This is a genomic window from Pseudoxanthomonas sacheonensis (assembly GCF_031455975.1).
In the GTDB taxonomy this organism is placed as follows: Bacteria; Pseudomonadota; Gammaproteobacteria; order Xanthomonadales; family Xanthomonadaceae; genus Pseudoxanthomonas_A; species Pseudoxanthomonas_A sacheonensis_A.
Genome location: NZ_JAVDTT010000001.1, coordinates 1,194,297 through 1,207,798 on the forward strand (window position 1 = coordinate 1,194,297; position 13,502 = coordinate 1,207,798).

The window sequence follows — 13,502 nt, forward strand, 5'->3', positions numbered from 1 at the left end:
CTTACAGCGTCGCCAACGGCTTCCGCCAGAACCGCCAACGCTGGTCGCGACGCAGATGGAAAATCGCGCCGTCTTCGAAGTCGAGGGTCAGCGACTGCAGCTCGCGTTTGCGTACCGCTTCCAGCAGCGGCTGTACGGCCTCGTGAGCCACCAGCGCCAGGTCGCGCAGATGGCGCAGATCGACCAGCGCGTCGACTTCCTCCGCGTCGGCGGTCGTCGCCGACACTCCTGCGGCATTGGCCAATGCCCGCAGCAGAATCTCGTTGCCTTTGACCTGGCGGTAATGCGTGCGCACGAAATCCGGCAGCGCGCCCGCGCCCCAGAACCAGAGGGAGTTGACCGCCGGTTTGCCTAGCGAAGCGCGCATGGCGTTCCAGGGATGGTTATGCAGAACGACCTGGGTTTCGGTGAGCAGCGCGCGCCAACGGCGTCCCAGGTCGCCTTCGGGCAGGTGGGCGAACAGGTCCTCGCCCAGCACCTCGTCGGGCGCCGCGAACGCCGGCAATTTCGATTCCCGGGGAAGGCGCAGGTACCAGCGCGAAGGCCGCGGCGCGTCGAGGGCGAAACCGGCATCGCCGAACAGCGGCCGCAAGGCCGGTAGCAGTTGGGCGCTGTCCTCGGCGGTGAGCCCTAACGAGTCGCCATGCGAGAGCATGCGTGCTCCGCCCATGTCCGGGGCGATATGCGCGGGGTCCACCCGTAGCCAGGACGATTGCGCCGCGTCGCCGGCATCCAGTTGCCGGGTGAGCGCGGCGACGGGCCAGTGGTCCGGAATCAGTTGGAAATGGCGGCGCAGTTGCCCGGGTTCGCCCGCCTCGCTGCTTTCGCGATCGGCTTGCGCCAGCGCCTTGGCGAACGCTGCCGGCAACGGTCGGCCCGCGAACCGCGAACGCGCGGGCAACAGCAGCGTTGCCGATGCCATCGTCGTTGACCGCCCGCTCAGCCCGCGTACGCGACGCTGACGATTTCGTACTCGCGCTGACCGGCCGGCGCGTCGATGACCACCGAGTCGCCTTCGTTCTTGCCGATCAACGCGCGTGCCAGCGGCGAGGAAATCGCGATCATCGATAGCTTGATGTCGGCCTCCAGGTCGCCGACGATCTGGTAGCGCTTCTCTTCGTCGGTTTCCACGTCGGCCAGGGTCACGGTCGCGCCGAAGACCACCCGCGAGCCCGCGTTGAGCTGGGTCACGTCGATCACTTCCGCATGCGACAGTTCGCTTTCGAGCTGCTTGATGCGGCCTTCGACGAAACTCTGCTGTTCGCGGGCGGCGTGGTATTCGGCGTTCTCCTTCAGATCGCCGTGCGCGCGCGCTTCGGCGATCGCATTGATGATCTCCGGGCGCTTCACCGATTTCAGCTGGTCCAGCTCGTCGCGCAGGCGCTGCGAGCCTTTCAAAGTAAGTGGCGCTCTCATTGCTCTTGCAACTCCTTGTGCAGCTCCTGCAGCGCCCAGACGGGACCGGTGCCGCGGAATTCAAGCGAATGCACCAGCGCGCGGGCGCCGGCGATGGTGGTGGAATAGGTCACGCGATGCTGGAGGGCTTCGCGCCGTATCGAGAACGAGTCGGAAATCGCCTGGCGTCCTTCGGTGGTGTTGACGATATACACGATTTCGCCGTTCTTGATCAGGTCGACGATGTGCGGGCGGCCTTCGACCACCTTGTTGATCTGTTCGCAGGCATGGCCGTTCTGCTGCAGCCAGGCGCAGGTGCCGCGGGTGGCGACCAGGGTGTAGCCGCGCTGGATCAGGTCTCTGGCCACCGGCAGTACCCGGGACTTGTCCGGATCGCGCACCGACAGGAACACCTTGCCCACCGGCGGCGCCTTGATGCCGCCGGCTTCCTGCGCGCGCGCGAACGCGGCGCCGAAGTTGCGGCCCACGCCCATGACCTCGCCGGTGGAGCGCATTTCCGGACCGAGGATGGGATCGACACCCTGGAACTTGGCGAACGGGAAGATGGCTTCCTTCACCGAGTAGTAGTGCGGCACGATTTCCTTGATCGCGCCCTGCTCGGCCAGCGACTTGCCGGCCATGCAGCGCGCGGCGATCTTTGCCAGCGGCATGCCGGTGGCCTTGGACACGAACGGTACGGTGCGCGAGGCGCGCGGGTTCACTTCCAGCAGGAAGATGGTGTCGTCGCCGTCGTCGTTGGTCTGGATGGCGAACTGCGTGTTCATCAGGCCCACGACGTTCAGCGCCTTGGCCAGTTCAACGACTTGGCGGCGCAGCTCGGCCTGGGTCTTGGCCGACAGCGAATACGGTGGCAGCGAGCACGAGGAATCGCCCGAATGCACGCCGGCTTCCTCGATATGTTCCATCACCCCGCCCACCAATACGGCGCCGGTGCTGTCGGCGATGATGTCCACGTCCACTTCCACCGCGTTGTCCAGGAAGCGATCCAGCAGCACCGGCGAATCGTTCGAGACCTTGACCGCATCGCGCACATAGCGCGCCAGGTCCGATTCGCCGTAGACGATTTCCATCGCGCGGCCGCCGAGCACATACGACGGACGCACCACCAGCGGATAGCCGATCTCGCGCGCCAGGACCAGCGCTTCCTGGTCATTACGGGCGATGCGGTTGGGCGGCTGCTTCAGGCCCAGTTTTTCCACCAGTTGCTGGAAGCGCTCGCGGTCCTCGGCCAGATCGATCGAATCGGGCGAAGTGCCGATCACCGGCACGCCGTTGGCTTCCAACGCCTGCGCCAACTTCAGCGGGGTCTGTCCGCCGTACTGCACGATCACGCCCTTGGGTTTCTCCAGCTCGACGATCTCCAGCACGTCTTCGAGCGTCAATGGTTCGAAGTACAGGCGGTCGGAGGTGTCGTAATCGGTGGAGACGGTTTCCGGGTTGCAGTTGACCATGATGGTCTCGTAACCATCCTCGCGCAGCGCCAGTGCGGCATGCACGCAGCAATAGTCGAACTCGATGCCCTGGCCGATGCGGTTAGGGCCTCCGCCCAGGATCATGATCTTGTCGCGGCCGGTCGGCTCCGCCTCGCACTCGTCCTCGTAGGTCGAGTACAGGTAGGCGGTGCTGGTGGAGAATTCCGCTGCGCAGGAGTCGACGCGCTTGTAGACCGGTTTGACCTTGAGCGTACGGCGCAGATTACGCACGGCGCCTTCGTCGGTCTGGGCCAGTTGCGCCAAGCGTGCGTCGGAGAAGCCGGCGCGTTTGAGCTTGCGCAGGCGCGCCTTGTCCAGCGAGCCCAGTCCTTCGGCGGCGAGCCGTTTTTCCTCGGCGATGATTTCCTCGATCTGGTCCAGGAACCACGGATCGATGAACGACAATGCGTGCACGTCCTCCACGCTCATGCCGGCACGGAACGCATCGGCCACGTAGAACAGCCGTTCGGGCCCCGGTTCCTTCATCTCGCGGCGCAACGTGGCCAGGTCGTCGGCGCTGGACAGGTCCAGCCCGGTAGGGTCCAGCCCGACCTTGCCGGTTTCCAGGCCGCGCAGCGCCTTCTGCAGCGACTCCTGGAAGGTACGGCCCATCGCCATCACCTCGCCCACCGATTTCATCTGCGTGGTCAGGCGCGCATCGGCGGCGGGGAACTTCTCGAAGGCGAAGCGCGGAATTTTGGTGACCACGTAGTCGATGGCCGGCTCGAACGACGCCGGGGTCAGGCCGCCGGTGATCTCGTTGCGCAGTTCGTCCAGCGTGTAACCCACGGCCAGCTTGGCCGCGACCTTGGCGATCGGAAAACCGGTGGCCTTGGACGCCAGTGCCGAAGAACGCGAGACGCGCGGGTTCATTTCGATCACCACCACGCGCCCGGTCTGCGCATTGATGCCGAACTGCACGTTGGAGCCGCCGGTGTCGACGCCGATCTTGCGCAGCACCGCGATGGAGGCATCGCGCAGGCGCTGGTACTCCTTGTCGGTCAGGGTCTGCGCCGGAGCGACGGTGATCGAGTCGCCGGTATGCACGCCCATCGGGTCCAGGTTCTCGATGGAGCAGACGATGATGCAGTTGTCCGCGGTATCGCGGACCACTTCCATCTCGAACTCCTTCCAGCCCAACACGGATTCTTCCACCAGCACTTCGCTGGTGGGCGAGAGTTCCAGGCCGCGGTTGACGATCTCGATGAGCTCTTCGCGGTTGTAGGCGATGCCGCCGCCGCTTCCGCCCAAGGTGAAGCTGGGGCGGATGATGGTGGGATAGCCCACGCGGGTCTGGATATCCAGCGCCTGTTCCAGCGAACGCGCGACCTCGGCCTTCGGGCACTCCAGGCCGATCTCGGCCATGGCCACGCGAAACAGCTCGCGGTCCTCGGCCATCATGATCGCTTCGCGCTTGGCGCCGATCAGTTCGACGCCGTATTTTTCCAGCACGCCGTTGTCGGCCAGATCCAGCGCGCAGTTGAGCGCGGTCTGCCCGCCCATGGTGGGCAGCAGCGCATCGGGTCGCTCCTTGTCGATGATCTTCTCGACCATCTGCCAGGTGATGGGCTCGATATAGACCGCGTCGGCCATCTCCGGGTCGGTCATGATGGTGGCCGGATTGCTGTTGACCAGCACCACCCGGTAGCCCTCGTCCCGCAGCGCCTTGCACGCCTGCGCGCCCGAATAATCGAACTCGCAGGCCTGGCCGATGACGATGGGGCCGGCGCCGATGATCAGGATGGTTTTCAGGTCGCTACGTTTGGGCATTTCGTCCTCAGTAAAGTCGTTCCCGCCACGCGTCGGGCGCGCGCCAGGTGATCTGGTCGGGCGATCGTGCATCGACCGTCCCGTCGTGGATGGCGGCAAGCACGGCTTGCTGCATCGAAGTCCAACTGGTGGCGCTGGCGCCTATTCGCGCGCCGATCTTGTTGTTGTGCGCGTCCATCGCGCGATCGGGTCGCTCCTGCGCGTCGCGCTCCATTGCCTGCGTCACCCAGTCCACGCAACGCGGCGAACTGGTGTAGGCGACGATGGCGCTGGCCAGCGTGTGGCGATAAGCATCGCCCGGACCGTCGCGCCCACCCGGCAGGTCCGAGCCCAGGCACTGCGCATACACGGCGCTCAACACGAAGACCGGATACGCCCCCAGCAGCACGCCAACGACGATCACGCGGCGCGACCAGCGCGTGAAAGCCGGATTGGCGCGCCAACGGATCATCCGGCGCGCTGCATCGACACGATGAAGCGATCGAACAACGGCGACACATCTCGCGGCCCCGGCGACGCTTCCGGATGCCCCTGGAACGAAAACGCCGGCGCGTCGGTCAGTTCGATACCCTGGTTGGTGCCATCGAACAGCGAGCGGTGGGTCACGCGCACGTTGGCCGGCAGCGTCGATTCGTCGACGGCGAAGCCGTGGTTCTGCGAAGTGATCATCACCCGGCCGCTATCGAGATCCTGCACCGGATGGTTGGCGCCGTGATGGCCGTGGCCCATCTTCAGGGTTTTGGCGCCTGCCGCTAGCGCGAGCAACTGGTGGCCCAGGCAGATGCCGAAAGTCGGGATCTTCTGCGCGACGAACTCGCGGATCGCAGCGATCGCGTAGTCGCAGGGCTCCGGATCGCCGGGGCCGTTGGACAGGAACACTCCATCGGGCTTGAGCGCCAGCGCATCGGCAGCGGAGGTCTGCGCGGGGACCACGGTTACATCGCAACCACGTTCGGCCAGCATGCGCAGGATGTTCAATTTGACGCCGAAATCGTAGGCGACCACCTTGAATCTGGCCCCGGCGTTGACGGGAAGCCCCGTATCCAGATCCAGCTGCCCTTCCTTCCACGGATAGTTCTGCGTGGTGGAAACCACCTTCGCCAGATCCATCCCTTTCAGGCCTGGGAACTTGCGAGCGGCTTCCAGGGCCTTTTCCACATCAGCTTGCATGTTGAGAGCCGCACCCGCCATCAGCGCGCCGTTCTGCGAACCGCGGTCGCGCAGCAGGCGGGTCAGCTTGCGGGTGTCGATGCCGGCGATGGCCACCACGTTGCGTTGCGCCAGCCACTCGGGCAGCGCCTGCTGGTTGCGCCAGTTGCTGGGACGGCGCGGCACGTCGCGTACGATCAGGCCGGCGGACCAGACCTGGCGCGCTTCGTCGTCCTGGTCGGTGCAGCCGGTGTTGCCGACATGGGGATAGGTCAGGGTGACCAGTTGGCGGGCGTACGAGGGATCGGTGAGGACTTCCTGATAGCCGGTCATGGCGGTGTTGAATACCACCTCGCCTGCGGAAAGGCCGCTCGCGCCTACGGATTCGCCCTCGAATACGCTGCCGTCTTCGAGTACGAGGATTGCGGGTTGGGTCACTGGGCTCGCCTTGGGGGTGAAGGAACCCTGCCCCTCCAACTTGCGGCTGCAAGAAACCGCGAACTCGGTATTTCTCCGGTCCGTGGCGGTGGGTAACAGGCGAGCGAGAATTGTACGGGCGCGGGGTCGCGGACGCCAGTCGTTTTTCAGGAATCGGGCGGAACCGGAACGTTCAGTCCAGCAAATCCCGGAGCCGGTAGGCGGCTGGAGGTCTGCCAACAATGCGCAGGGCCGCGTGCAAGGCGCCGCGGGCGAAAATATCGCGGTTGCCGGCGCGGTGCACCAGCTCCAGACGCTCGCCCAGGCCGGTGAACTGGACCGTGTGCTCGCCCACGATGTCGCCGGCGCGCAGGCTGGCATAGCTGACTTTGGCGCCATTGGCGGCCGCTGCCTCGCCCAGAGTGAGGGCGGTACCGGAGGGCGCGTCCTTCTTCTGGGTGTGGTGGGCTTCGATCACATCGCAGTCCCAGCCGGGCAAGGCCGCCGCGGCACGCTCCACCAGTTCGGTCAACACCGCCACGCCCAGGCTGAAATTGGAGGCCCAGACCAGCGGAACTCTGGTAGCCGCAGCGTCCAGCGCTGCGCGTTGCGCTTCGCTCAACCCGGTGGTTCCCGACACCAGCGCCGCACCACGCGCCACGCACAGACCGAGCACGGGGTCGAATCCCTCGGGCAGGCTGAAATCGATGGCGACGTCGAAAGCAGGCGCACCCGAAAGCTCATTGGCGGCGAAGAACGGCACGCCGTCCACCACACGTTGCGCTGGCGACTTGCGGGTAACGGCCGCCACGATCTGGCAGTCGCCTTGCTCGGCGCACAACCGCAACAAGGCCTGGCCCATGCGACCGGAGGCACCGTGGATCAATAATTTAATGGGGCGGTTCATCCGCCAAGGCTAGCCCGATGCCCATGCGGTAACAAGCCGCCTCTGAGCGATGCCGGCTTCAATCCGGGCTTATGGAGAAACCTGCGTCGCCCTTTTCGAACGCGCCGTGGGCACCACCAACGGTGGCTGCGCCAAGGCATAACCAGCGATCACAGTGCGCGACATCTCGCGATCGTCGAGCAGGTCAGGATGGAATCGCGGACGCAGATAAGCCCATAGATGACCCAAGGTGCGTGCGAACATGTGGTGGTCCGGTCCGAGATGCCGCCACAGTTGCCTCCACGTACCGATCTTGAACAGCAGTCGGTCCTGCGCCAGGAAACGGACCATGGCCATGCTGATCAATAGATAGAACAGCGGCACGGTCAGCAAGAAACCAAGCACTCGCATTACGTAAGCCGGCGAAACGGCGGCGAGCACCTCGAAGGCGACGCGCTTGTGTTCGATTTCTTCCGCGAAATGCCATTCCATCAGCGCGCGCATCTGCGGATGCGCCTCGGCCAGCAAGTCCTGCGACAGGAATTCATGACCGATATAGGCGTTGATGTGTTCCACGCAACTCACCAGCGACACGCGCAGCGCTAGCGGCGTGGTGCGCTCGATCGTGCGGAAAGTGAGCAACTCCACCGCCTTTTCGAAACCTCTGAACCGGTAGCCTTGCGCATCCAGATTGCGCCAGTAACGCTTGTGGGCGATGCCGTGCTGCGCTTCCTGATGGATGAAATCGACCACGGTGTCGCGAAGCGCCTGATCGTGGATCCGCGGCGTGCAGCGCTTCAGCGTGCGTATGTAGAACGCCTCGTTGGCCGGCACCAGCACCGTATAGGCATTCAGAATCGATGAGACAACGGGATTGCCGGGAAGCCAATGGCGCGGAATATCCAATGGCAACGTGGGCGTGAAACTGCGCGGGACGATCGGGTCAGGCATGTCCGTACTCCTCGACGCCTGCAACCGGCGTCACACCTTACAACTCCTGGAACCCGCATTACGGCACAGCAAAAAAACAAAGTCACGCCGCATTGCGCTCGGGCAAAGCGGCGATTTCCGTCTTCAACAAGGCGCCCAGTTTCTGCATGCCGATCTCGATCTTCTCCGCGGGCACGGTGACGAACGACAAGCGCAAGGTGTTGGACTGCGGATCGACCGCATAGAACGGCGCGCCGGGTACGAAAGCCACGTTCTGTTCGATGGCCTTGGCCAGCAGGGCGCCGCTGTCCACGCCCTCGGGCAGGTTGACCCAAATGAACATGCCCCCGGCCGGCTGGTTCCAGCTCGCTTCGGAGGGGAAATAACGCTCCAGCGCAGCCAGCATCAGCTGGCACTGCTTCGCATACAGCGTACGGATGGTGGGAATGTGGGCATCCAGGAAGCCGTCCTGCACCGCTTCGTAGACGATGCGCTGGGAAAACGACGGCGTATGCAGGTCGGCGGCCTGTTTGGCCTGTACCAGCTTGCCGTGCAGTTCTTCGGGCGCGACCACGAAGCCCAAACGCAGGCCGGGAGCCAGCACCTTGGAGAACGAGCCCATGTAGATCACGTTTTCCGGCGCCATCGACAGCAGGCTGGGTAGCGCGTCGCCGCTGTAGCAAAGCTCGCCATAAGGGTCGTCTTCGACTACCGGCACACCGGCAGCGATGGCTTTTTCCAGCAGCGCCTTGCGGCGCTCCAGCGGCAGGCGACGACCGGTGGGGTTCTGGAAGTTGGGCAGGCAGTACATGAAACGGGCGCCGGCCAGCTGATCCGTGGTCAATGCGTCGGTGACGATGCCGTCCTCGTCCGTTTCCATGGCCGAAAACGCGGGCTGGAACAGCGAGAACGCCTGCAACGCGCCGAGGTAGCTGGGGGTTTCCACCAGCACCTTGCTGCCTTCGTCGATCAGCACCTTGCCCAGCAGGTCCAGGCCCTGCTGCGAACCGGTGGTGATCAGCACCTGGCTGGGGCGGATGGTGGCGCCGTTCTGGCTCAACCGTTTGGCAACCCATTCGCGCAGCGGCGTATAGCCCTCGGTGGGGCCGTACTGCAATGCCGCCTGCGGAGCTTCGTCCAGCACCTTGGTGCAGGCCCAGCGCATGCGCTCGATGGGAAAAGTGTCCGGCGACGGCAGGCCGCCGGCGAAGGAGATCACCTCCGGCCGCTCGGTGACCTTGAGGATTTCACGGATCGCCGAGCTGGTGAGGCCCTGGGCGCGCTTGGAGATTTGGATGGAGGTCGTCATCCGGCAAGTTTACCGGTTAGCCGGGCGGGCCGTTGGTCCGGGGGCCGACTTAGCGCCTCAGTAGCGCTTCCAGAGTCAGACTTCCGTCCTGGCCAGCCAGTCGATGATGGACGCGCCGACTTCCAGAGGCTTCTCGCGATGCAGGAAATGCCCTGCCCCTTCGACGATGTCCCATTCGTAAGGGCCGGCGAAAAGATCGCTCTGACGACCCAGCAGTTCCCTGCGTATGTCGCGCGATCCGCACAGCACGCGCGTGGGCGTGGCGATGAGGTCGTCCAGCCTGGCGGTGACGTCGGCCAGCGCCGGGTCGCCTTTCTTGGGATTCATCATGGCCCGGTAGTAGGCCAGCGTGGCTTCCATCGCGCCGGGTTGCGCGAGCATCCGCTTGACCTGCTGGACATGCGCGCGGTCGTCGTAGGCCGCCGACCACATTTTCCAAAGAAGTTCGATGAAGGCGAAATTGCCGGCCTTGCATAGCGCTTCCGGCAACCAGGGCAACTGGAACAGGAACCAGTGAAACGAACGCAGGATGTGCCTGGGCGATCTCCTGATCGTGCGGCGCCCTTCCTTGGGATGCGGCACCGCCAGTATGACCGCACGATCGATCCATCCCGGATACGCGCTCAAAACCGAATAGCCGATCGCCGCGCCCCAGTCCTGGCCCACCAGGCAACAGCGCTGCCCAGCGTTCAGCGCCTCGATCAGGCACTTGATGTCGGTAGCCAGCGTGGCCAGATCGAAGTAGCCGCCATTGGGGATTTCAGTCGGCGGATAGCCGCGGAGGAAAGGGGCCACGACCCGGTAACCGGCTTCCGCCAGCATCGGCATCTGGCGCTCCCAGGAGTACGCGTTATCCGGGAAGCCATGCAGCAGCAGGACCAGGGGACCTTGCCCCTGCTCCAGGTAGGTGAACCGCAAACCGTTGGCCGTGACCTCGCCCTTGCGCATGCGGCGATTGTTGCATGGGACCGAGGGGAATCCTTACGAAGTCATCCGGTCCCAGAACGACTTCACCCCGTCGAGGAAAGTCGCCGACTTCGGCGAGTGCCTGCGCGCATCCTCGCCGGTGAAAGTGGCCTCGAATTTTTCCATCAGCTCGCGCTGTTCGGCGGTCAGGTTGACCGGCGTCTCCACCGCCACCCGGCAGAACAGGTCGCCGGTGCTGCGGCTGCGTACGGATTTCACGCCCTTGCCGCGCAGACGGAACAGCTTGCCGGTCTGGGTTTCGGCGGGAATGCGGATTTCCGCTTCGCCTTCCAGGGTAGGCACACGCACGGTGTCGCCAAGCGCGGCCTGGGAAATACGGATCGGCACTTCGCAGTGCAGGTCGTCGCCGTCGCGCTGGAAGATCGGGTGCTCGCGCACGCGCACTTCCACGTAAAGGTCGCCGGGGGGAGTACCGGCAGGGCCGGCTTCGCCTTCGCCCGCAAGACGGATGCGGTCGCCGTTGTCCACGCCTGCTGGAATCTTCACCGACAGGACTTTCTCTTCTTCCACGCGGCCCGCGCCATGGCAGGTTTTGCAGGGATTGCGGATGATCTGCCCGCGGCCGCCGCAATGCGGACAGGCCTGCTGCATGGCGAAGATGCCGCGCTGCATGCGTACCTGGCCGCGACCGCCGCAGGTGCTGCAGGTTTCGGTCTTGCCGTCCTCCGAACCGGAACCATGACAGGGCTCGCATGCGGCCAATGTCGGGATCTCAATACGCTTCTCGATGCCGGCGACGGCCTCTTCCAGATCGAGTTCCATCACATAGCCGACGTCGGCGCCACGGCGCGCAGCGCGTGCGCCACCGCCGCCACCGAAGATATTGCCGAAGATGTCTCCGAAGATGTCGCCCATGTCGGCCGGGTTGGGCCCTGCGCCGCCACCGCCCATGCCGTGCTCGAACGCGGCATGCCCGTGCTGGTCGTACATGCGGCGCTTGCCGCCGTCGGACAGCACCTCATAGGCTTCCTTGCACTCCTTGAACGCGGCTTCCGCGGCGGAGTCGCCGGGATTGCGGTCGGGATGGTGCTTCATCGCACAGCGACGATAAGCCTTCTTCAGCTCTTCTTCGCTGGCGTTGCGGGCCACGCCCAGGACTTCGTAGTAGTCGCGTTTGCTCATGAGTCGATCGGGAACCAGGTTTCAGGAATCGGATAACAAGATGGAGCGAGGCAAACGCCCCGCCCCATCGGATCTACAGAATCACGATCGTTACCCGATCACTTCTTCTCGTCTTCTTTGACTTCGGTGAACTCGGCGTCGACCACGTCTTCGCCCGCGTTCTGGCCGGAGGCCTGACCGCCGCCGCTTTCCTGTCCCGTCGCAGCGACCGCCGCATACAGCGACTGGCCGGCTTCTTCCAGGTTTTTGGTCTTGGCTTCGATCTGCGCCTTGTCGTCGCCCTTCATCGCGGTTTCCAGATCGGCCAGGGCCGCCTCGACGTTGCCGATGACGCTGCCGTCGACCTTGCTGCCATGCTCGGTGATGGCGGTGCGGGTGGCGTGGATCAGGCCGTCGGCCTGGTTGCGCGCCTGCACCAGCTCGTGGAACTTCTGGTCCTCTTCGCGGTGCGCTTCGGCGTCGGCCACCATCTGCGCGATCTCGGCTTCGGACAGGCCCGAACCGGACTTGATCTCGACCTTCTGTTCCTTGTTGGTCTTCTTGTCCTTGGCGCTGACGTGGATGATGCCGTTGGCGTCGATATCGAACGACACCTCCACCTGCGGCAAGCCGCGCGGCGCCGGCTCGATACCGGACAGGTCGAACTTGGCCATCGACTTGTTGAAGCGGGCCTGCTCGCGCTCGCCCTGCAGCACATGCACGGTCACTGCGGACTGGTTGTCTTCGGCGGTGGAGAAGGTCTGCGACGCCTTGGTCGGGATGGTGGTGTTCTTCTCGATGATCTTGGTGAACACGCCGCCCAGGGTCTCGATGCCCAGGCTCAACGGGGTCACGTCCAGCAGCAGCACGTCCTTGACATCGCCGCCCAGTACGCCGCCCTGGATCGCGGCGCCCAAGGCGACGGCTTCATCCGGGTTGACGTCCTTGCGCGGTTCCTTGCCGAAGAATTCGGTCACTGCCGCCTGCACCTTGGGCATGCGGGTCTGGCCGCCGACCAGGATCACTTCGCCGATGTCGCTGGTGCGCAGGCCGGCATCGTTCATGGCGATGCGGCACGGCTCGATGGTCTTCTTGATCAGATCTTCCACCAGCGCCTCAAGCTTGGCGCGGGTCAGCTTGATGTTGAGATGCTTCGGCCCGGAGGCGTCGGCCGTCACGTACGGCAGGTTCACTTCGGTCTGCTGCGAGGACGACAGCTCGATCTTGGCGCGCTCGGCCGCATCCTTCAGACGTTGCAGGGCCAGTGGATCCTTGCGCAGGTCGATGCCCTGGTCCTTCTGGAATTCCTCGACCAAGTAATCGATGACGCGCTTGTCGAAGTCTTCGCCGCCCAGGAAGGTGTCGCCGTTGGTGGCCAGCACTTCGAATTGCTTCTCGCCGTCGACGTTGGCGATCTCGATCACCGACACGTCGAAGGTGCCGCCGCCCAAGTCGTAGACCACGATCTTGCGGTCGCCGCCGTCCTTGTCCAGGCCGTAGGCCAGCGCGGCCGCGGTGGGTTCGTTGATGATGCGCTTGACGTCAAGGCCGGCGATCTTGCCTGCGTCCTTGGTGGCCTGGCGCTGGCTGTCGTTGAAGTAGGCCGGCACGGTGATCACGGCTTCGGTAACGGTTTCGCCCAGGAAGGCTTCGGCCGTCTTCTTCATTTTTTCCAGGATGCGCGCGGAGATTTCCTGCGCCGACAGCTTCTTGCCGTCGGAAGTGGTCACCCAGGCGTCGCCGTTGTCGTGCTGGACGATGCCGTAGGAAACCAGTCCGATGTCCTTCTGCACTTCGGCGTCGGTGAACTTGCGGCCGATCAGGCGCTTCACCGCGTAGAAGGTGTTCTTGGGGTTGGTGACGGCCTGACGCTTGGCCGAGGCGCCCACCAGCACTTCGCCGTCCTTGGTGTAGGCGACGATGGAGGGCGTGGTGCGGTCGCCTTCCGAATTTTCGATGACGCGGGCTTTGCCGCCGTCCATGATCGCCACGCACGAGTTGGTCGTGCCCAGGTCGATGCCGATGATCTTGCCCATGTTGCTTGCTCCCTAAAGGTCAGTCTTAA

The 13,502-nt window shown here is 64.5% G+C and carries 11 protein-coding genes; all 11 read right to left on the bottom strand.

The window, feature by feature from the left end; translation table 11 throughout:
* Nucleotide 1 precedes the first annotated feature (1 nt).
* The 11 genes from J2W94_RS05365 to dnaK all read right to left on the bottom strand — a co-directional run bounded on the left by J2W94_RS05365 (nucleotide 2) and on the right by dnaK (nucleotide 13,473).
* Entirely contained in the window at nucleotides 2–922 is a 921-nt protein-coding gene (locus J2W94_RS05365; protein WP_310090855.1) for a phosphoglycerate mutase, read from the bottom strand.
* A gap of 17 nt (nucleotides 923–939) precedes the next feature.
* A complete protein-coding gene (greA, locus tag J2W94_RS05370) occupies nucleotides 940–1,416 on the bottom strand; it encodes a transcription elongation factor GreA (RefSeq protein WP_310090856.1) in 477 nt (158 codons plus the stop codon).
* Nucleotides 1,413–4,658 carry a carbamoyl-phosphate synthase large subunit gene (gene carB / locus J2W94_RS05375; RefSeq protein ID WP_310090858.1) on the bottom strand — a complete coding sequence of 1,082 codons (3,246 nt, stop codon included), beginning with the start codon at nucleotides 4,656–4,658 and terminating at the stop codon, nucleotides 1,413–1,415. Before carB ends, greA begins: the two co-directional genes overlap by 4 nt.
* 7 nt (nucleotides 4,659–4,665) lie before the next feature.
* Nucleotides 4,666–5,109, bottom strand: a complete 444-nt coding sequence (locus J2W94_RS05380) for a DUF6973 domain-containing protein (RefSeq protein WP_310090861.1) — start codon at nucleotides 5,107–5,109, stop codon at nucleotides 4,666–4,668.
* Nucleotides 5,106–6,245, bottom strand: coding sequence for a glutamine-hydrolyzing carbamoyl-phosphate synthase small subunit (gene carA / locus J2W94_RS05385; RefSeq protein WP_310090863.1), 1,140 nt, complete (start codon nucleotides 6,243–6,245; stop codon nucleotides 5,106–5,108). The genes J2W94_RS05380 and carA overlap by 4 nt, the downstream gene beginning before the upstream one ends.
* A 172-nt stretch (nucleotides 6,246–6,417) precedes the next feature.
* Nucleotides 6,418–7,131 carry a 4-hydroxy-tetrahydrodipicolinate reductase gene (gene dapB, locus J2W94_RS05390; RefSeq protein WP_310090864.1) on the bottom strand — a complete coding sequence of 238 codons (714 nt, stop codon included), beginning with the start codon at nucleotides 7,129–7,131 and terminating at the stop codon, nucleotides 6,418–6,420.
* Between the two features lie 69 nt (nucleotides 7,132–7,200).
* Nucleotides 7,201–8,061, bottom strand: coding sequence for a metal-dependent hydrolase (locus J2W94_RS05395; protein WP_310090866.1), 861 nt, complete (start codon nucleotides 8,059–8,061; stop codon nucleotides 7,201–7,203).
* Between the two features lie 82 nt (nucleotides 8,062–8,143).
* Nucleotides 8,144–9,349, bottom strand: a complete 1,206-nt coding sequence (locus J2W94_RS05400; RefSeq protein WP_310090868.1) for a PLP-dependent aminotransferase family protein — start codon at nucleotides 9,347–9,349, stop codon at nucleotides 8,144–8,146.
* 75 nt (nucleotides 9,350–9,424) lie between these two features.
* A complete protein-coding gene (locus tag J2W94_RS05405; RefSeq protein ID WP_310090870.1) occupies nucleotides 9,425–10,297 on the bottom strand; it encodes an alpha/beta fold hydrolase in 873 nt (290 codons plus the stop codon).
* Nucleotides 10,298–10,330: 33 nt separating this feature from the next.
* The gene (gene dnaJ, locus J2W94_RS05410; RefSeq protein WP_310090872.1) at nucleotides 10,331–11,458 is read right to left on the bottom strand and encodes a molecular chaperone DnaJ; all 1,128 of its coding nucleotides are present in this window, start codon (nucleotides 11,456–11,458) and stop codon (nucleotides 10,331–10,333) included.
* A gap of 98 nt (nucleotides 11,459–11,556) precedes the next feature.
* Nucleotides 11,557–13,473, bottom strand: coding sequence for a molecular chaperone DnaK (gene dnaK / locus J2W94_RS05415; protein ID WP_310090874.1), 1,917 nt, complete (start codon nucleotides 13,471–13,473; stop codon nucleotides 11,557–11,559).
* Between the last annotated feature and the right edge of the window lie 29 nt (nucleotides 13,474–13,502).

What these genes read in the sequence shown, in the direction of transcription:
- J2W94_RS05365 (WP_310090855.1), bottom strand. Translation starts at nt 922, where the DNA reads ATGGCATCGGCAACGCTGCTGTTGCCCGCGCGTTCGCGGTTCGCGGGC.
- greA (WP_310090856.1), bottom strand. Translation starts at nt 1,416, where the DNA reads ATGAGAGCGCCACTTACTTTGAAAGGCTCGCAGCGCCTGCGCGACGAG.
- carB (WP_310090858.1), bottom strand. Translation starts at nt 4,658, where the DNA reads ATGCCCAAACGTAGCGACCTGAAAACCATCCTGATCATCGGCGCCGGC.
- J2W94_RS05380 (WP_310090861.1), bottom strand. Translation starts at nt 5,109, where the DNA reads ATGATCCGTTGGCGCGCCAATCCGGCTTTCACGCGCTGGTCGCGCCGC.
- dapB (WP_310090864.1), bottom strand. Translation starts at nt 7,131, where the DNA reads ATGAACCGCCCCATTAAATTATTGATCCACGGTGCCTCCGGTCGCATG.
- J2W94_RS05395 (WP_310090866.1), bottom strand. Translation starts at nt 8,061, where the DNA reads ATGCCTGACCCGATCGTCCCGCGCAGTTTCACGCCCACGTTGCCATTG.
- J2W94_RS05400 (WP_310090868.1), bottom strand. Translation starts at nt 9,349, where the DNA reads ATGACGACCTCCATCCAAATCTCCAAGCGCGCCCAGGGCCTCACCAGC.
- J2W94_RS05405 (WP_310090870.1), bottom strand. Translation starts at nt 10,297, where the DNA reads ATGCGCAAGGGCGAGGTCACGGCCAACGGTTTGCGGTTCACCTACCTG.
- dnaJ (WP_310090872.1), bottom strand. Translation starts at nt 11,458, where the DNA reads ATGAGCAAACGCGACTACTACGAAGTCCTGGGCGTGGCCCGCAACGCC.
- dnaK (WP_310090874.1), bottom strand. Translation starts at nt 13,473, where the DNA reads ATGGGCAAGATCATCGGCATCGACCTGGGCACGACCAACTCGTGCGTG.